The sequence below is a fragment of the Billgrantia lactosivorans genome, assembly GCF_003254665.1.
In the GTDB taxonomy this organism is placed as follows: Bacteria; Pseudomonadota; Gammaproteobacteria; order Pseudomonadales; family Halomonadaceae; genus Halomonas; species Halomonas lactosivorans.
Genome location: NZ_QHGY01000001.1, coordinates 213,209 through 230,023 on the forward strand (window position 1 = coordinate 213,209; position 16,815 = coordinate 230,023).

General features: G+C 67.7%; 19 protein-coding genes. 16 read left to right on the forward strand and 3 right to left on the reverse strand.

The window, feature by feature from the left end:
- Position 1 precedes the first annotated feature (1 nt).
- A complete protein-coding gene (locus DIS04_RS00845) occupies positions 2-949 on the reverse strand; it encodes a D-2-hydroxyacid dehydrogenase (protein ID WP_111411834.1) in 948 nt (315 codons plus the stop codon).
- A gap of 154 nt (positions 950-1,103) precedes the next feature.
- Between DIS04_RS00845 and DIS04_RS00850 the strand changes: the two genes are divergently transcribed.
- The 13 genes from DIS04_RS00850 (at position 1,104) to DIS04_RS00910 (ending at position 11,861) form a co-directional block, all read left to right on the forward strand.
- Complete coding sequence (locus DIS04_RS00850; RefSeq protein ID WP_111411835.1) at positions 1,104-1,376, forward strand: FmdB family zinc ribbon protein; 273 nt, start codon at positions 1,104-1,106, stop codon at positions 1,374-1,376.
- A gap of 54 nt (positions 1,377-1,430) precedes the next feature.
- Positions 1,431-3,209, forward strand: coding sequence for an aspartate--tRNA ligase (aspS, locus tag DIS04_RS00855; protein ID WP_111411836.1), 1,779 nt, complete (start codon positions 1,431-1,433; stop codon positions 3,207-3,209).
- A gap of 115 nt (positions 3,210-3,324) precedes the next feature.
- Positions 3,325-3,864 carry a crossover junction endodeoxyribonuclease RuvC gene (gene ruvC / locus DIS04_RS00860; protein WP_111411837.1) on the forward strand — a complete coding sequence of 180 codons (540 nt, stop codon included), beginning with the start codon at positions 3,325-3,327 and terminating at the stop codon, positions 3,862-3,864.
- A 136-nt stretch (positions 3,865-4,000) separates the two neighbouring features.
- Positions 4,001-4,615: a Holliday junction branch migration protein RuvA gene (ruvA, locus tag DIS04_RS00865; RefSeq protein ID WP_111411838.1), complete on the forward strand. Its 615-nt coding sequence runs from the start codon at positions 4,001-4,003 to the stop codon at positions 4,613-4,615.
- Between the two features lie 92 nt (positions 4,616-4,707).
- Entirely contained in the window at positions 4,708-5,745 is a 1,038-nt protein-coding gene (gene ruvB / locus DIS04_RS00870; protein WP_111412725.1) for a Holliday junction branch migration DNA helicase RuvB, read from the forward strand.
- Positions 5,742-6,164, forward strand: a complete 423-nt coding sequence (ybgC, locus tag DIS04_RS00875; RefSeq protein WP_179951203.1) for a tol-pal system-associated acyl-CoA thioesterase — start codon at positions 5,742-5,744, stop codon at positions 6,162-6,164. The genes ruvB and ybgC overlap by 4 nt, the downstream gene beginning before the upstream one ends.
- Before the next feature lie 8 nt (positions 6,165-6,172).
- Positions 6,173-6,850, forward strand: a complete 678-nt coding sequence (tolQ, locus tag DIS04_RS00880; protein ID WP_179951204.1) for a protein TolQ — start codon at positions 6,173-6,175, stop codon at positions 6,848-6,850.
- Between the two features lie 12 nt (positions 6,851-6,862).
- The gene (gene tolR / locus DIS04_RS00885; RefSeq protein WP_111411840.1) at positions 6,863-7,300 is read left to right on the forward strand and encodes a protein TolR; all 438 of its coding nucleotides are present in this window, start codon (positions 6,863-6,865) and stop codon (positions 7,298-7,300) included.
- 31 nt (positions 7,301-7,331) lie between these two features.
- Positions 7,332-8,399, forward strand: a complete 1,068-nt coding sequence (gene tolA / locus DIS04_RS00890) for a cell envelope integrity protein TolA (protein ID WP_111411841.1) — start codon at positions 7,332-7,334, stop codon at positions 8,397-8,399.
- A complete protein-coding gene (gene tolB / locus DIS04_RS00895) occupies positions 8,399-9,694 on the forward strand; it encodes a Tol-Pal system beta propeller repeat protein TolB (protein WP_111411842.1) in 1,296 nt (431 codons plus the stop codon). The genes tolA and tolB overlap by 1 nt, the downstream gene beginning before the upstream one ends.
- A gap of 37 nt (positions 9,695-9,731) precedes the next feature.
- Positions 9,732-10,268 carry a peptidoglycan-associated lipoprotein Pal gene (gene pal / locus DIS04_RS00900; protein ID WP_111411843.1) on the forward strand — a complete coding sequence of 179 codons (537 nt, stop codon included), beginning with the start codon at positions 9,732-9,734 and terminating at the stop codon, positions 10,266-10,268.
- 36 nt (positions 10,269-10,304) lie between these two features.
- Positions 10,305-11,075, forward strand: coding sequence for a tol-pal system protein YbgF (gene ybgF, locus DIS04_RS00905; protein ID WP_111411844.1), 771 nt, complete (start codon positions 10,305-10,307; stop codon positions 11,073-11,075).
- 27 nt (positions 11,076-11,102) lie between these two features.
- On the forward strand, positions 11,103-11,861 hold the full coding sequence (locus DIS04_RS00910; RefSeq protein WP_111411845.1) for a YciK family oxidoreductase: 759 nt from the start codon (positions 11,103-11,105) through the stop codon (positions 11,859-11,861).
- 149 nt (positions 11,862-12,010) lie between these two features.
- Here the strand turns inward: DIS04_RS00910 and DIS04_RS00915 are convergent, their stop codons facing one another.
- Together DIS04_RS00915 and ubiG are read right to left on the reverse strand one after the other, a co-directional pair.
- Positions 12,011-12,673, reverse strand: coding sequence for an HAD-IA family hydrolase (locus DIS04_RS00915; RefSeq protein ID WP_111411846.1), 663 nt, complete (start codon positions 12,671-12,673; stop codon positions 12,011-12,013).
- Positions 12,670-13,389 (reverse strand): bifunctional 2-polyprenyl-6-hydroxyphenol methylase/3-demethylubiquinol 3-O-methyltransferase UbiG, encoded by a 720-nt coding sequence (gene ubiG, locus DIS04_RS00920; protein WP_111411847.1) that lies wholly within the window; start codon positions 13,387-13,389, stop codon positions 12,670-12,672. The genes DIS04_RS00915 and ubiG overlap by 4 nt, the downstream gene beginning before the upstream one ends.
- A gap of 163 nt (positions 13,390-13,552) precedes the next feature.
- Between ubiG and galU the strand changes: the two genes are divergently transcribed.
- The 3 genes from galU (at position 13,553) to DIS04_RS00935 (ending at position 16,785) form a co-directional block, all read left to right on the forward strand.
- Positions 13,553-14,443, forward strand: coding sequence for a UTP--glucose-1-phosphate uridylyltransferase GalU (gene galU / locus DIS04_RS00925; protein ID WP_111411848.1), 891 nt, complete (start codon positions 13,553-13,555; stop codon positions 14,441-14,443).
- Positions 14,444-14,448: 5 nt separating this feature from the next.
- Entirely contained in the window at positions 14,449-15,762 is a 1,314-nt protein-coding gene (locus DIS04_RS00930) for a UDP binding domain-containing protein (RefSeq protein ID WP_111411849.1), read from the forward strand.
- A 78-nt stretch (positions 15,763-15,840) separates the two neighbouring features.
- Positions 15,841-16,785: a coiled-coil domain-containing protein gene (locus DIS04_RS00935; RefSeq protein WP_111411850.1), complete on the forward strand. Its 945-nt coding sequence runs from the start codon at positions 15,841-15,843 to the stop codon at positions 16,783-16,785.
- Positions 16,786-16,815: the final 30 nt, after the last annotated feature.

The following is a 16,815-nucleotide window of genomic DNA, read 5'->3' on the forward strand; positions in this document are numbered from 1 at the left end:
GTCAGGCTCCGCTCCACTGGGCCTGCCAGCGACGCAGATTGTCGGCCGTGAGCGCCACGATGCGCTGCCGCGCCTCGGGGGTGATCCAGGCGTTGTGCGGGGTGACGATCAGGTTGAGCGGCTCGCCGAGGGCATCGAGCAGCGGATGGCCGCCGCGCGGCGGCTCGGTCGGCAGCACGTCGACACCGAGGCCGCCGAGCCGGCCCTCCCGCAGCGCCGCCAGTGCCGCCTCCTCGTCGATGATCCCGCCCCGGGCGCAGTTGACCAGCAGGGCGCCGGGCTTGAACGTGGCGAGCCGTTCGGCATCGATCAGGTGGCGGGTGTCGTCGGTGAGCGGGCAGTGCAGGCTGACGACATCCGCCGAAGAAGCCAGCTCGGCGAGGCCGGGGCGCCGGTCATTGGCCTCGTTGCCGGGCCGCGCAGCGAAGCTCACGCGCATGCCGAAGGCCTCGGCCAGGGTGGCGACACGGCTGCCCAGCTCGCCCTGGCCGACGATGACCAGGTGCTTGCCCTCGAGCTGCAGGGTGGCGTGATCCATCAGGCAGAAGAAGGGGCTCGCGTTCCAGCGGCCCGCCGCCACGTCGCGCTGGTAGAGCGGCAGGCGATTGGCCAGGGCCAGGATCAGCATCAGCGTATGCTGGGCGACACTGGCGGTGCCGTAGGCCGTGACGTTGCGTACCTCGATGCCGAGGCGCTCGGCGGTGGCCGTGTCGATGTTGTTGGTGCCGGTGGCCAGCACGCAGATCAGCCTGAGCCCCGGCAGCGCCTCGAGGGTGGCGCCGTCGAGCACCACCTTGTTGACGATGGCGACCTCGGCGCCGGCCAGGCGCTCGCGGCTCTGCTCGGTGGTGCTGGTGCGATGAACCTCCAGTGTGTCGACCCGCTCGCGTAGCGGGGCAAGGTCGACGTCGGGGCCCAGACTGGCGGCGTCGAGTATCACGGCTTTCATGCTGGTTTCCTTGTGTGGTTCGCCGCGGCAAGGCTGGGACAGGCCTTGCCAGGCACGTTATACTATCGGGCTTTCGCGGCAGGCTTGGAAAGTGCACCGCTCGACCCTATATCGCCGTTGGTTGCGCGCTGTCGAATCAGGAGTGAATTGAACCATGCCCATCTATGAATATCAGTGCAAGGCCTGCGGCCATCGTCTGGAAAAGCTGCAGAAGCTCAGTGCCGCCCCCCTGACCGATTGCCCCGCCTGCGAAGCGCCCGAGCTCGGCCGCCTGGTCTCCGCCGCGGGCTTCCGTCTGGCCGGTGGCGGCTGGTACGAGACCGACTTCAAGTCCGGCGGCAAGAAGAACCTGGCCGGCGACTCGGCGAGCGGTGGCGGCGAAGGCAAGGAGAGCAAGGCGCCGGCGAAGGACGGCGCCGCGGCCTGATCGCGACCCATACCGATTCTTTCACAGACAACGCTTAACGAAACAGGATACGACATGCGCAGCCATTATTGCGGCCAGCTCAACGAGACCCTGGTGGACCAGACGGTCACCCTGTGCGGCTGGGTTCACCGTCGCCGTGACCACGGGGGCGTGATCTTCCTCGACATGCGCGATCGCGACGGCATCGCCCAGGTCGTGGTCGACCCCGATACCGCCGAGGCCTTCGCCACCGCCGACCGCGCCCGCAGCGAGTTCGTGCTGCGCATCTCCGGCCGCGTGCGCCTGCGCCCCGAGGGCACCCAGAACCCCAAGATGCCCACCGGGATGATCGAGGTGCTGGCCAAGCACGTCGAAGTGCTGAACACGGCGGCCACGCCGCCGTTCCAGCTCGACGAGCACGGCAAGGTCGGCGAGGAGGTGCGCCTCAAGCACCGCTACATCGACCTGCGCCGCCCCGAGATGATCGAGAAGCTGCGCCTGCGCTCGCGCATCTCGCATCACGTGCGTGCCTTCCTCGAGGGGCAGGGCTTCCTCGACATCGAGACGCCGATCCTGACCCGGGCCACGCCCGAGGGCGCGCGCGACTACCTGGTGCCGAGCCGCACCCATCCGGGCAGCTTCTTCGCCCTGCCGCAGTCGCCGCAGCTGTTCAAGCAGCTGCTGATGGTGGCCGGCTTCGACCGCTACTACCAGATCGCCAAGTGCTTCCGCGACGAGGACCTGCGCGCCGACCGCCAGCCCGAGTTCACCCAGATCGACATCGAGGCCTCCTTCGTCGAGGAGCAGGACATCATGGGCGTCACCGAGTCCATGATCCGCGAGCTGTTCCAGGACGTGCTCGACGTCGAGCTGCCCGAGTTCCCGCGCATGAGCTGGGCCGAGGCCATGGACCGCTACGGCTCCGACAAGCCCGACCTGCGCATCCCGTTGATGCTGGTCGATGTCGACGACCTGATGAAGCAGGTCGACTTCCAGGTCTTCTCCGGCCCGGCCAACGCCGCCGATGGCCGCGTGGCGGCGCTCAAGGTGCCGGGCGGGGCCAGCATGTCGCGCAAGGTGATCGACGACTACACCAAGTTCGTCGGCATCTACGGCGCCAAGGGCCTGGCCTGGATCAAGGTCAACGAGCGCGCCAAGGGTCTCGAGGGCCTGCAGTCGCCGATCGTCAAGTTCATGGAGAACGTGATCGAGGAACTGCTCGACCGCATCGGTGCCGAGGATGGCGACATCGTCTTCTTCGGCGCCGACAAGGCCAAGGTGGTCAACGAGGCGCTGGGGGCGCTGCGCGTCAAGCTGGGCGAGGATCTCAACCTCTATACCCGCGACTGGGCGCCGCTGTGGGTGGTCGACTTCCCGATGTTCGAGACCGACGACAGCGGCCGCCTGAGCCCGCTGCATCACCCCTTCACCTCGCCCTCGTGCAGCCCCGAGGCGCTCAAGGCCGACCCGGCCGCGGCGCTCTCGCGCGCCTACGACATGGTGCTCAACGGTACCGAGCTGGGCGGCGGCTCGATCCGTATCCACGACCAGCAGATGCAGAGTACCGTGTTCGAGATCCTCGGCATCGGCGAGCAGGAGGCCCGCGAGAAGTTCGGCTTCCTGCTCGACGCCCTGCACTACGGCGCGCCGCCCCATGGCGGGCTGGCCTTCGGCCTCGACCGCCTGGTGATGCTGATGGCCGGCGCGCGCACCATTCGCGAGGTGATCGCCTTCCCCAAGACCCAGAGCGCGGCCTGCCTGATGACCGATGCCCCGGGCGAGGTGAGCGGCGATCAACTGCGCGAGCTCAACATCCGCCTGCGCCAGAAGGCCAAGGTGGAAGGTCAGGAGTGAGGCACTCGCTCTCGTGTTGCCGCCCCGGCGCCCAGCGGGCGCCGGTTTCCCGACCTGGCCCACGAGGCCGAATGTTGATGAGCCCGGCCGCGCAAGCCTCGGCCGGGGCCGTGCCGTGCTGATTCTCGGTATCGACCCGGGCTCGCGTACCACCGGCTACGGCGTGCTCGACGTCAGTTCGCCAACGCCGCGCTACGTGGCCAGTGGCTGCCTCCGCCTGCACGACGTCGCGCTGCCCCAGCGCCTGGCGCGCATCTACGCCGGCATTGCCGAGCTGATCGCCCAGCATCGCCCCGGCGAGCTCGCCATCGAGCAGGTGTTCATGTCGAAGAATCCCGACTCGGCGCTCAAGCTGGGCCAGGCACGCGGCGCGGCCATCGTCTGCGCCGCCAACCACGGGTTGGCGGTGAACGAGTACGGGCCGCGCCAGATCAAGCAGGCGGTGACCGGCCGCGGCGCGGCGACCAAGGCCCAGGTGCAGCACATGGTGGTCGCGGTCCTGGGGCTCGACGGCACCCCCCAGGCCGATGCCGCGGATGCCCTGGCCATCGCGCTGACCCATGCCCACGCCAGGCTCGGCCTGCTCAACCAGGGCAGCTTCGGGGGGCATCGCACGCGTCGCCGGGGTGGCTCGTGGCGCGATTTTCAGCCCTGAGCGACGGCCGTTCGACAGGGGCAGACCTATTCTCGAACACCGTTTACAATGGGCTGGTCAGTCGCCGGAGCGACCAGTATAGTGGCGCCAGGAAGGCCTCGGGCCTGGACCTCTTCGGATCGGGACATCGAATTCCATGATCGGACGCCTGCGTGGCACCCTGCTCGACAAGCAACCGCCCTGGCTGGTGGTGGACGTGGCCGGTGTCGGCTATGAACTCGAAGCGTCGATGACGACCCTGGTGGCGTTACCCGGGGTGGGGGAAAGCGTTTCCCTGTTTACGCACCTCACCGTGCGCGAGGACGCCCACCTGCTGTTCGGCTTTGCTCGCGAGCAGGAACGGGCGCTGTTCCGAGCGCTGATACGGGTCAACGGCGTCGGCCCCAAGCTGGCCCTGGCCATCTTGTCGGGCATGGACGAGACGGCCTTTATCCGCTGCGTGATGGAGGACGACGCCAAGGCATTGACGCGGCTACCCGGGGTGGGCAAGAAGACCGCCGAGCGCTTGATCGTCGAGATGCGCGACCGCTTCCCCCACTGGGAACACCCGGGAGCGACCGACCTCGCCGGCGCCAGGCTGCCACCCGCCACGGGGCAGCAGCGTCAGGACCCGCTGGCCGACGCCGAGGCCGCGCTGGTCAGCCTGGGCTACAAGCCCACCGAGGCGGCCAAGATGCTCACCGGGCTCGAAGAGGGGTTGTCGACCGAGGCCATGATCAAGGCGGCGCTGACCCGGCGCATGGCCGGCTAGGGCGAGATTCGACGCATGCTGCGCCACCACGATTCCAGGAGTCGTCCGAACGGTGACAGAAGGCATTCTCATGAGCGCCATGGGTGTTCGACATGATGCACAATGACCGCTTGATCGCCGCCGACGAGCGCGAGGGCGAGAGCCGCGTCGACCACACGATCCGGCCCAAGCGGCTCGCCGAGTACATCGGCCAGCCGCGCGTGCGCGAACAGCTGGAGATCTTCATCAGCGCCGCACGGGGTCGCGACGAGAGCCTCGACCATACGCTGGTGTTCGGCCCCCCGGGGCTGGGCAAGACCACGCTCGCCAACATCATCGCCGCCGAGATGGGCGTCGGCCTCAAGTCCACCTCCGGGCCGGTGCTCGAGCGTGCCGGCGACCTCGCCGCCATGCTCACCAACCTGCAGCCGGGCGACGTGCTCTTCATCGATGAGATCCACCGCCTCTCGCCGGTGGTGGAGGAGATCCTCTATCCCGCCATGGAGGACTTCCAGCTCGATATCGTGATCGGCGAAGGCCCGGCCGCGCGCTCCATCAAGCTCGACCTGCCGCCGTTCACCCTGGTCGGCGCCACGACCCGTGCCGGTCTGCTCACTTCGCCGTTGCGCGATCGTTTCGGCATCGTCCAGCGTCTGGAGTTCTACGACATCGAGGAGCTCACCGAGATCGTCGCGCGCTCGGCCAGGTTGCTCGGCGTCGAGGCGGACCGGGACGGCGCCCGCGAGGTGGCGCGCCGCTCGCGGGGCACGCCGCGCATCGCCAACCGCCTGCTGCGGCGGGTGCGCGACTTCGCCCAGGTGCGCGCCAGCGGCCAGGTGGACGCCGCCATCGCCGACCAGGCGTTGAACATGCTGCACGTCGATCATCATGGGCTCGACCACATGGATCGCCGCCTGCTGCTGGCGATGATCGAGAAGTTCGAGGGTGGGCCGGTGGGCATCGATTCGCTGGCGGCAGCGATCGGCGAGGAGCGCGACACCATCGAGGACGTGATCGAACCCTACCTGATCCAGCAGGGGCTGATGATGCGTACCGCCCGGGGCCGGGTGGTGACTCGCCAGGCCTGGCAGCATTTCGACCTGGTGCCCCACGAGCAGGCCCTGGATGCGTCCGGCGAGGTGCGACCGTGAGCGACTTCCGCCTGCCGCTGAGGGTCTACATCGAGGATACCGATGCCGGTGGCATCGTCTACTACGTCAACTATCTCAAGTACATGGAGCGGGCGCGCAGCGAGTGGCTGCGCCATCACGGCTTCACCCAGCGCGACCTGCTCGACGCCGGCATCCAGCTGGTGGTGCATCGGCTGGAGTGCCGCTATGCCAAGCCCGCCCGGCTCGACGAGGAGCTCGCGGTCACCGCGGTCGTCGAATCGAGCGGACGCTGCCGCCTGAGATTTGCCCAGGCCGTGCAGCGTGGCGGGGAACCCTTGTGCGAGGCGCGGGTCGACATCGCCTGTGTGGATGCCGCGCGTCTCAAACCCATACCTTGGCCGCCGGCGCTGGCCGCGGTTCTCAACGGTCAACTGCAAGATCAGCGAGGAAGCCTGTGAACGACTCCATGTCAATACCGCACCTGATCATGAGCGCCAGCACCGTGGTGCAGCTGGTCATGCTGATCCTGGTGATAGGCTCGATTCTCTCCTGGGTGGTGATTTTCCAGCGCACCTTCGTGCTGCGTCGCGCGCGCCGGGCCCACCAGTCCTTCGAAGAGCGATTCTGGTCGGGGGTCGACCTCAACGAACTCTACCGCGAGACACCCTCGGAGCAGGAGACCCAGGGCGCCGAGCATGTCTTCCGCGCCGGGTTTCGCGAGTTCAACCGCCTGATGGCCAAGACCAAGAGCGCCGATGCCATTCTCGACGGCGTCCAACGCAGCATGCGCGTGGCTTGGTCTCGCGAGGAGGAGCGCCTGACCCTGCACCTGGTGTTCCTGGCCACGGTGGCCTCGGCGAGCCCCTACATCGGCCTGTTCGGCACCGTGTGGGGCATCATGGGCTCGTTCCAGTCGCTCTCCATGGCGCAGCAGGCCACGCTGGCCACCGTCGCGCCATGGATCGCCGAGGCGCTCATCGCTACCGCCATGGGCCTGTTCGCCGCCATCCCGGCGGTCATCTTCTACAACCGCCTGTCTTCCGAAACCGATCGCATGCTGGGCAAGTACGAGGACTTCGCCGAGGAGTTCCACTCCATCCTGCATCGCAACCTGCAGGGTCGCAGCGAAGCCGGTGCTGCCTGAGGGAGACGCGACATGCATGGACCGTTCAACCGCGGCGGACGCCGCAAGCCGATGGGCGAGATCAACGTCGTTCCCTTCATCGACGTGATGCTCGTGCTGCTGGTGATCTTCATGATCACGGCACCGATGCTGACCCAGGGCGTGCAGGTCGAATTGCCGCAGGTCACTTCCGAGCCGATCGATGCGGAAGAGGACCGTGACCCCATCATCGTCTCGGTCGACCGTGAAGGAGACTACTACCTCTCGATCGGCGGCGAGGAGATGGACGTCGAGCTCGATGAGCTGGCGGATCGCGTGATCATCCTGCTTGACCGTCAGCCCGGCACGCCGGTCATGGTGCGTGGCGATCGCTACGTTCCCTATGGCGAGATCGTCACGCTGATGAGCACCCTGCAGGTGGCCGGCGTAGCCAATGTCGGGTTGATTTCCGAGCCGCCGCCGCGTGATTAGGAGCCCCTTGTTCAGAAAGGTAGGAGACGTGATGGCCCGACGTCAGCGGGGCTCCTCCGCCCCTCGGAAGAATGGACGTGTCGGCTATGGCGTGCCGGCGCTGCTGGCCATTGGCCTGCACGTGCTGGTCGTGGTGGTCAGTGTGATCTCCCTGCCCCAGCGCCAGCCCGAATCCCAGTCGACCTCCATCGTTCAGGCCACGCTGGTCAGCACCGAGACCACCACCGATCAGGCGCAGCGTGCCGAAGAGGCCCGGGCGCGCGCCGAGGAGCGCCGGGCTGAGGAGGAGGCACGCCAGGCCGAAGCCGAGGAACAGGCCGAAGCTGAAGCCGAAGCTGAAGCTGAGCGAGAGGCCGAGCAGGAGCGACAGCGCCAGGCCGAGCAGGAGCAGGCCGAGCGGGACGAGGCACGCCGCTTGCAGGAAGCCCGGCAGGACGCCGAGGAAGAGGCCCAGCGCCGTGCCGAGGAGGCCGAGCGGCAGGCCCAGCTGCGCGAGGAGCAGGAGGCGGAGCGCCAGCGCCAGCGCGAGGCCGAGGAGGAAGCCCGGCGCGAGGCCGAGGAGGAAGCCCGGCGCGAGGCCGAGGAGGAAGCCCGGCGCGAGGCCGAGGAAGAAGCCCGGCGCGAGGCCGAGGAAGAAGCCCGGCGCGAGGCCGAGGAGGAAGCCCAGCGCCAGCGCGAGGCTGAGGAAGAAGCCCGGCGCCAGCGCGAGGAGGAGGCGCGGCGTGCAGCCGAGGCCGCGGCCCAGGGGCTCGAGCGAGCCATCGAGGGCGAGTCGGATAGCGTGTCCGATGCCCAGCAGGGCGACGAGGCGGCCAACAGTTTCATCAACCTGGTCCGCCGCGCCGTGGAGCAGGCCTGGGTGATCCCGCCGGGGGCCAGCAACTCCCTCGATGTCACCGTCCAGGTGCAGCTGGGGCCCTCGGGTGAGTTGTTTGGCGCTACCATTACCCAGAGCAGCGGAGACAGCAGTTTCGATCGCTCCGCCATCCAGGCGGTGGAGGCTGCCGCACCGTTCAACGAACTGCGCCAGCTGCCGCCGGCGGCGCAACGCGACTTCCGCCAGTTCAATCTGCGTTTCACACCGGGAGATGTACGCTGATGAAAGCCCTGATGACCACCTGGCTGGGTGCCCTGCTGCTGATGTTCGGCGCGCTCGCCCACGCCCAGTCCGACCTGACCATCGAGATCACCCGAGGCAGCGATCGGGCCACCCCCATCGCCATCGTGCCGTTCGCGGCCGACGGAGAGGAGCTGCCCGAGGACGTGGCCCAGATCATCAGTGACGATCTGCAGCGCAGTGGCTACTTCGAGCCGCTGCCGCGCGATGCCATGTACGACCAGCCCAGCACCGGCGACGAGGTGCGCTTCGGCCAGTGGAACGCGCTCGACGTGCGCTACCTGGTCGTCGGGCAGGTCAGTCGTGGCGGGGACGGCTACCGCATCCGCTATGAACTGATGGACGTCAGCGGGGAGAGCCGCATGATCGGCGAGAACGTCACCGCCGGCGGCGACGAGCTGCGCGGTGGTGCCCATTACATCAGCGACCAGATCTTCGAAGCCATCACCGGCATTCGCGGGGCCTTTTCGACCCGCATCGCCTACGTGACAGCCCAGGGCACCGACGACGACATGCAGTTCGCCCTCTACGTTGCCGATGCCGACGGCCACAACAGCCAGCAGGTGCTGAGCTCGCGCGAGCCGATCCTGTCCCCGGCCTGGTCCCCCGATGGGCGTCGCCTGGCCTACGTCTCCTTCGAGACCGAGCGTCCGGCGATCTACGTTCAGGACGTGAACACGGGGCAGCGGGCCAGGCTGGCGTCGTTCGACGGCATCAACGGCGCGCCCGCCTGGTCGCCCGATGGGCGCCGCCTGGCGATGACCCTGTCCAAGGATGGCCAGCCCGACATCTACGTGATGGACGTGGGGTCGCGCAACCTCGAGCGGATCACCAACAATTCGAGCATCGATACCGAGCCCGCCTGGTCGCCTGATGGCGACAGCCTGATCTTCACCTCGGATCGCAGCGGCGGGCCGCAGATCTATCGCTACAGCTTCGGTAGCGGAGAATCCGAGCGCCTGACCTTCACCGGCAACTACAATGCACGGGGGCGGATCTCACCGGATGGCGAGTCGCTGTTCCTGATCCACCGTAGCAACGAGGGCTACCAGGTGGCAAGGCAGGACATGGATTCCGGCCGCCTGGTCGTGCTCAGTGACTCTCGTTTGGATGAATCGCCTAGTGTTGCGCCAAACGGGACCATGGTAATCTTCGCCACCCAGCAAGGTAACAACGGGGTGTTGGGGGCCGTGTCAGCCGATGGACGGGCGTCCTACCGGTTGCCTTCGGCGCAGGGTGACGTGCGTGAACCTGCATGGTCACCGTTCTTGAACTAATGGTACGTGTCATTCGAATCCTGTGAGGAGTTTGACGATGCAATTCAAGTCGCATGCCAGAATCCTGGCTATTGCCCTGTCCCTGGCTCTGGTTGCCGGCTGTTCGAGCACCGGGGGAAGCCGTGACGGGTCCATGGATGGCACGGACGCCAACGGCGGTGCCGGTAGCGGGGCAGCCGGCTCGGGCCAGGTCAGTGGTTCCGGCGTCAGCGGCGACCGCTCTGGCCAGCAGGCCGACGGCCGCATCCCGGAAGTTCGCACCATCTATTTCGATTTCGACCGCGACAGCATCCGCTCCGAGTTCGAATCGGTCCTGGTGGCCCATGCGCGCTACCTGCGCTCCAACGGCAACGCTCGTGTCGTCCTTCAGGGCCATACCGACGAACGCGGCACCCGCGAGTACAACATGGCGCTGGGCGAGCGACGCGCCAACGCGGTGAAGCGCTTCCTCGAGGTCCAGGGCGTCTCACCGTCCCAGCTCGAGGTGGTCAGCTATGGTGAAGAGCGACTGGCCGAGCGTGGCGGCAGCGATGATGCCCACGCCAAGAATCGCCGCGTCGTGTTTGCCTACTGAGCGAGCTGGCGCAAGCGCGCGCCCATGGAGTGAAGCATGAGACACAGTCTGAAAAGGCTGTGCGGCGCGGGAGCCCTGGTGCTCCCGCTGTCCGTGATGAGCCTTGTAGAAGCCCAGCAGCGCCCGATCGTCGAAGACCGCACCGAACAACCGCGGGGCTTCCTCGAGCAGGCCGAAGTGCGCGAGGAGGGCGGCGGCAGCCTGGTACTGTACAACCAGTTGCAGGAACACCAGCGCGAGATCCAGCAGCTACGCGGCCAGATCGAGGAACTGCGCCACCAGCTCGAGCAGTTGCGCAACCAGACCCGCCAGCAGTACATCGACCTCGACGAACGTCTCATGGCTGGCGGCGCCGGCATCGAGACCAACCCGCAGGTGGATGAAGATTCGGCGCGCCAGGTGGCGCAGACCCCCTCGCCGAGCGGCAACAGCGCCGATGCCCAGGCTGCGTACCAGGAAGCCTTTGCCCGCGTCCAGGCCCGCGAGTTCCCCGAAGCCATTCAGGCCTTCGAGGCCTTCGTCGCCGACTACCCCGATACCAACCTGACCGCCAACGGGTATTACTGGCTCGGGGAGCTGCACTCGGCCGAAGCCAACCTGGACCAGGCGGAAGCCGCCTTCCGCCAGGTCATCGACAATTTCTCGCAGAGCAGCAAGGTGCCCGATGCCCTCTACAAGCTCGGCCTGATCAAGGCGCGTCAGGGCGAGCTCGAAGAGAGCCGTGGGTTGCTCGAGCGCGTGCGTGACGATTACCCCGATTCCAGCGCAGCGGGGCTGGCCAACGATTTCCTGCGCCAGTCCCTGTAGCGGGCTGGCCTCGTCCAAGGAGCCAAGATGACCTGCAAGATCGATTATGTGGCGCCGGCCGACCTGCTGGCCGATCGCATCATCCTCGTGACGGGGGCCGGCGATGGCATCGGTCGGGCGGCGTCACTGGCCTTCGCCCGGCACGGTGCCACCGTGATCCTGCTGGGCCGCACCATTGCCAAGCTGGAGAAGGTCTACGACGAGATCGAGGCCGCCGGTGGACCGCAGCCGGCCATCTTCCCGCTCAACTTCGAGGGCGCCACGCACAAGGACTACCACGACATGGCCGAGACCCTCGACAGGGAGTTCGGCCGGCTCGATGGCATCCTGCACAACGCCGGGCTACTTGGCCGCATCACGCCGTTCGAGCAGTACAACCCGGAGCTGTGGGAGCAGGTGATGCAGGTCAATTTCAACGGCCCGATCTGGATGACCCAGGCTCTGCTGCCGCTGCTGCAGGCCTCCCCCGACGCCTCGGTGGTGTTCACCTCCTCCAGCGTCGGGCGCAAGGGGAGGGCGTTCTGGGGAGCCTACGCGGTCTCCAAGTTCGCCACCGAAGGCTTCATGGAAGTCCTGGCCGAGGAGGTCGAGCACCTGGGCACGCTGCGCGTCAACTCGCTCAATCCCGGGGCGACCCGCACGGCCATGCGCGTCAATGCCTACCCGGGCGAGGATCCGAATACCCTGCGCACGCCGGAAGAGATCATGCCGACCTACCTGTGGCTGATGGGGCCGGAGAGCAGGGGGTGTAACGGCGAGCGATTCGACGCCCAGCCGCCCAGGTAAACCGATGGCGGCGCGGGCGAATCGCTGCGTTCCCCGCATGCTCGCATTCCGCACCTATGACCCATACGCTCGGCTTGTCGTGCTGCGGGCGCCTGGCGACCCGCTTGCGCTCGCCAATTTGCGCAAGCCCGGCTCTTGGCCTGTGCACCTCAGGCAGGCTGGAGCAGGGCTTCGACCAGCGCCTCGCAGGTCTCGAACCAGAGGTCGGCCGGCCACTCCCGGTAGTCGTCTCCCTCCTCGATGTAGCCGTAACCGACGGCCACCGCGACCATGCCGGCGGCGCGGGCCGCCTGCATGTCGCGCAGGTGGTCACCGATGTACCAGCACTGTGCTGCCGGCACGTTCAGCTGTTTGGCGGCGGCCCACAGCGGCTCCGGCGCCGGCTTGCGCTGCGGCAGGTCGTCGGCACACAGCAGGGCGCCGGGGGTCAGCCCGAGTGCCTCGACCAGTGGCGCCGCATAGGCGCGCGGCTTGTTGGTGACGATGCCCCAGGGCCGGTTGCGCGCTTCCCAACTGCCCAGCAGGCGATCGAGATGGGGAAACAGGCAGCTCTCCACGGCCAGCGCTTCACCATAGGCCTCGAGCAAGAACAGTCGGGCTTCGTCATGGTCCTGGTGTTCCTTGTCGAGCCCCAGTGCCAGGGTGACCAGGGCACTGCCGCCGTTCGAGACCTGAGCGCGGATCACCGGGTAGGCTAGCGGCTCGAGCCCATGGCGGGCGCGCAGGGCGTTGGTCGCCCGCGCCAGGTCCGGCGCGGTATCCACCAGCGTGCCGTCGAGATCGAACAGCAGGGCCTGGGGCGTGCACGTCATGCCGCCTCCCGCTGACAGTGCATCAGGTAGTTGACCGAGACATCCCGTGGCGAGAGGCGGTAGCGGCGCGTCAGCGGGTTATAGGTCAGGCCGCTCTGTTCGCGTACCACGAGCCCGTGCTCACGGCACCAGCCGGCCAGTTCGGAGGGGCGGATGAACTTGCGGTAGTCGTGGGTGCCGCGGGGCAGCATCTGCAGCAGGTACTCGGCACCGACGATGGCCAGGGCATAGGCCTTGGGACTGCGGTTGATGGTGGAGAAGAACAGCTGGCCGCCGGGCCTGACCAGGGTGGCGCAGGCGCGGATCACCGAGCCGGGGTCGGGAACGTGTTCGAGCATCTCCATGCAGGTGACCACGTCGAATTCCCCGGCGTGCTCGGCGGCCATGGCCTCGGCGCTGGCCTGGCGGTACTCGATCTCGACGTGGCTCTCCATGGCATGCAGACGAGCCACGCCGAGCGGCGCCTCGCCCATGTCGATACCGGTGACGCGAGCGCCGCGGTGGGCCATGGCCTCGGCCAGGATGCCGCCCCCGCAGCCGACGTCGAGCACCTTGCGGCCGGCCAGCCCGCAGCGGGCGTCGATGAAGTCCAGGCGCAGCGGATTGATGTCATGCAGCGGCTTGAACTCGCTGTGCGGGTCCCACCAGCGGCTGGCCAGGGCCTCGAACTTGGCGATCTCACCCTGGTCGACGTTGTGGTGGAGGGTTGCGCTCATGTGGTCTCTCCGTGTCAATTGGTCTGGCACCCTGGCAACATTCTTTACCTTCGGTATCATGCACATTGTACCCGTAGCTACCCGGGCTTTCCCATGACGGAATCAAGGACCGGCCCGGGGGTATCATTCACCGACCATCCACCAACCGACAAGGAAGGCACCCATGATCCGCAAGGCCGTACTGCCCGTGGCCGGGTTCGGCACCCGCTGCCTGCCGGCTTCCAAGGCGATCCCCAAGGAAATGATCACCATCGTCGATCGTCCCGTGATCCAGTACGTGGTCAACGAGGCGGTCCAGGCCGGCATCCGTGACATCGTGCTGGTCACCCACGCCAGCAAGAGCGCCATCGAGAACCACTTCGACACCCACTACGAGCTCGAAGCCACGCTCGAGGCCAAGAACAAGCAGGAGCTGCTCGACGAACTGCGCGCCATCGTGCCCGCCGACGTCAACATCATCAGCGTGCGCCAGCACGAGCCGCTGGGGCTGGGGCATGCGGTGCTCTGCGCCCGCCCCGTGATCGGCGATGACGAACCCTTCGCGGTCCTGCTGCCCGATGTTCTGGTCGACGACGAAGGACTCTCGCGCAATGACCTCGCCGGCATGCTGGAAGCCTTCGAGGCAACCGGGCGTTCGCAGCTGATGGTCGAGGAGGTGCCCTGGGAACAGGTCCACAAGTACGGCATCGTGAGCCCTCAGGGCGACGCGCCGACCGCCGGCAACGCCTGTCCGCTGGCCGGGGTGGTGGAAAAACCCGCCCGCGAGGAGGCACCGTCCAACCTGGCCGTGATCGGTCGCTACGTGCTGCCGGGCAGCATCTTCGCGCTGCTGGCCGAGACCCCGCCGGGCGCGGGCGACGAGATCCAGCTGACCGACGCCATCGAGACCCTGCGCCAGCGCGACGGCGTCGATGCCTGGCGCATGCGCGGCAAGACCTACGACTGCGGGCACCAGCTCGGCTATCTCGAGGCCACGCTGGTCTATGCCAGCCGTCACCCGCGGTTTGGCGAAGGGTTCCGCGAGCTGCTCGCACGCTATAGCCAGGCGAGGTGACGGCCATGCGCATCGAGATACATGGCAGTGAGCTGGCGGCGGCGACGGCCGCCGCCGCACTCTCCTGGGTCGGCCACCAGGTGCGCTGGGTGCCGCATGCCAGCATGCGCTGGCCATCGCTCAAGGCGGCCGACTGGCTGCGACGGGAGCCCGACCTGCTCGATCGCCTCGAGGAGGGGCTGGAGCAGGGCACCTTGTGCCTGGCCAACGGCGAGGGCGATGCCCCGCCGGAGAATATCGACATCCTCTGGATCGCGCTGTCGCCGGAGCAACGCGAGGAGGCCGGCGACCTGGTGGCCGGCGTGGCGGCGCGGCAGCAGGGTTCGCTGACCCTGGTCAACAATTCGACCTTTCCCGTCGGCGAGACCGAACGCCTGGAGTCGCGCCTGAGCAGCGAGCAGTGTCGCGCCGTGGCCCTGGTCGACATGATCGAGGAGGGGCGGGCCTGGGCCAGCTTCACCCGCCCGGGCCGCTGGCTGCTGGGCTGCGACGACGAGGGGGCCGAGGCCCAGGTGCGCGAACTGCTGCGGGCATTCAACCGCCGCCGCGACGTGATCCAGCTGATGCCGCGTCGCGCCGCCGAACTGACCAAGCTGGCGACGATCGGCATGCTGGCTACCCGGATCAGCTACATGAACGAGATCGCGGGACTCGCCGACAGCCTCGGGGTCGACGTGGAGTACGTGCGTCAGGGGATGGGCGCGGATTCGCGCATCGGCTACGAGTACCTCTACCCCGGCTGCGGCTTCGGCGGGCCTCACTTCTCGCGCGACCTGATGCGCCTGGCCGACGTGCAGGAAGCGAGCGGGCGCCACTCGGCGCTGCTCGAGCAGGTGCTGGACATCAACGAGCAGAAGAAGGAGACCCTCTTCCGCAAGCTCTGGACCCACTTCCACGGGCAGCTCGAGGGGCGCACCCTGGCCATCTGGGGGGCCGCCTTCAAGCCGGGGTCGGCGCGCATCGACCACGCCCCGGTGCTGACCCTGCTCGAGGCGCTCTGGGCCCAGGGGGTGCGGGTGCGGCTGCACGATCCGGCGGCGACCCCGGCGGTGCACAGCGCCGTGGGCGAACATCCGCTGCTGACGCTGTTCGACGGCGACCCCTACGCCGCCTGCGACGGGGCCGATGCCCTGATGCTGGTGACCGAATGGAAGCACTACTGGAACCCCGACTGGCCACGCCTGGCCGGGCTGCTGCGCGAGCGGTTGCTGCTGGACGGCCGCAACATCTACGACCCCGGCCACGTCGCCAGCTGGGGGCTGACCTATCGTGGCATTGGTCGCCGTGCGGATCCACAACAGCGGCCGGCGGCGCGTTGAGGCAGCAGTGTGCGCGCAGGTGTCTGATCTGCTTACAATGGACGGGCGCCTGCCGCACCTGCCCAGAAGGAGTTTGACATGCCCGAAGCGCGTCCCTCCGAGCGACGTCCCATCGTGCCCGATCCGGATTCCAGCCTGACAAGGCCGCGCCGTTCCTCTCCACCGCCACCGTCACCGCGCCTGTGGCCGCTCAAGTTTGCCGTGCTGCTCCTCCTGGCGATGTTGCTCGCGCTGACGTGGCTGGGCTGGCAGGAGCGTGAGCGCTTGAACGCCCAGCTGCAACAGACCGCGGCCGAGATGTCCAACGTTCATGCCCGCTTCGATGCCGAAGAGGGGCGTGGCGATCGCCTCGAGTCCATCGAATCGCGTCTCGCCTCGACCGAGGAGCATGCCGAGTCGATCGTGGCCCGCATGGCCAGCCTGGAGGTCGAGGTCCAGCAGGTCAGCGAAGGCGATGCCTCTCGCTTCGAGGCGCTCGATGAGCGTGTCGACGAGGCTGCGGACAGGCTCCAGCGGCTCGATGAGGAGGGCGAGACCCGCGAGGCCATGCTGGTGGCGGTTCGTACTTCCCTGGACTCGCTGGAGCGCGCCGGCGAAGAGGGGCGCGAAGCCCTGGCGGCACGGATCGAGACGCTGGACGAGAGTCACGAGCGACAGGCGCAGCGGCTCGGTGAATTGCGCTCGCAGCAGGATGAGCTGGCGGAAGGGCAGCAGGGCGTGAGAGCATCGCTCGACGAGCGGCTCGAATCCCTGGATAGGCAAGTCCAGCGGCTCGTGGAACAGGAACTCGCCGCTCTCGAGGAGCGCCTGGAGGCGCAGGAGACGGCGTTGCAGGATCGGGAGACGGCACTGCGGGAGCGACTCGACGGGCTCTCCGACGAAGTCGAGACGATCGCCGAACGCGGCGATGCCGCCGAGGAACTCGACAGCCTTCGGGGACGCCTGACGTCGATGGAGGCCGAGATCCGCGAGCTGCGTCAGGAGCAGCTGTCACTCAGTGCAGGGCTGGAAGCCCTGCAGTAATTTGCCCGGCCCAGCCGCGGGTCGGGCAAG

Excerpts from the sequence above, each read along its gene's own strand:
- tolB (WP_111411842.1), top strand. The coding sequence starts at position 8,399 with ATGAAAGCCCTGATGACCACCTGGCTGGGTGCCCTGCTGCTGATGTTC.
- DIS04_RS00910 (WP_111411845.1), top strand. The coding sequence starts at position 11,103 with ATGACCTGCAAGATCGATTATGTGGCGCCGGCCGACCTGCTGGCCGAT.
- ubiG (WP_111411847.1), bottom strand. The coding sequence starts at position 13,389 with ATGAGCGCAACCCTCCACCACAACGTCGACCAGGGTGAGATCGCCAAG.
- ruvB (WP_111412725.1), top strand. The coding sequence starts at position 4,708 with ATGATGCACAATGACCGCTTGATCGCCGCCGACGAGCGCGAGGGCGAG.
- aspS (WP_111411836.1), top strand. The coding sequence starts at position 1,431 with ATGCGCAGCCATTATTGCGGCCAGCTCAACGAGACCCTGGTGGACCAG.
- tolQ (WP_179951204.1), top strand. The coding sequence starts at position 6,173 with ATGTCAATACCGCACCTGATCATGAGCGCCAGCACCGTGGTGCAGCTG.
- tolA (WP_111411841.1), top strand. The coding sequence starts at position 7,332 with ATGGCCCGACGTCAGCGGGGCTCCTCCGCCCCTCGGAAGAATGGACGT.
- ruvA (WP_111411838.1), top strand. The coding sequence starts at position 4,001 with ATGATCGGACGCCTGCGTGGCACCCTGCTCGACAAGCAACCGCCCTGG.
- tolR (WP_111411840.1), top strand. The coding sequence starts at position 6,863 with ATGCATGGACCGTTCAACCGCGGCGGACGCCGCAAGCCGATGGGCGAG.
- ybgF (WP_111411844.1), top strand. The coding sequence starts at position 10,305 with ATGAGACACAGTCTGAAAAGGCTGTGCGGCGCGGGAGCCCTGGTGCTC.
- galU (WP_111411848.1), top strand. The coding sequence starts at position 13,553 with ATGATCCGCAAGGCCGTACTGCCCGTGGCCGGGTTCGGCACCCGCTGC.
- DIS04_RS00930 (WP_111411849.1), top strand. The coding sequence starts at position 14,449 with ATGCGCATCGAGATACATGGCAGTGAGCTGGCGGCGGCGACGGCCGCC.
- DIS04_RS00915 (WP_111411846.1), bottom strand. The coding sequence starts at position 12,673 with ATGACGTGCACGCCCCAGGCCCTGCTGTTCGATCTCGACGGCACGCTG.
- DIS04_RS00935 (WP_111411850.1), top strand. The coding sequence starts at position 15,841 with ATGCCCGAAGCGCGTCCCTCCGAGCGACGTCCCATCGTGCCCGATCCG.
- pal (WP_111411843.1), top strand. The coding sequence starts at position 9,732 with ATGCAATTCAAGTCGCATGCCAGAATCCTGGCTATTGCCCTGTCCCTG.
- DIS04_RS00845 (WP_111411834.1), bottom strand. The coding sequence starts at position 949 with ATGAAAGCCGTGATACTCGACGCCGCCAGTCTGGGCCCCGACGTCGAC.
- DIS04_RS00850 (WP_111411835.1), top strand. The coding sequence starts at position 1,104 with ATGCCCATCTATGAATATCAGTGCAAGGCCTGCGGCCATCGTCTGGAA.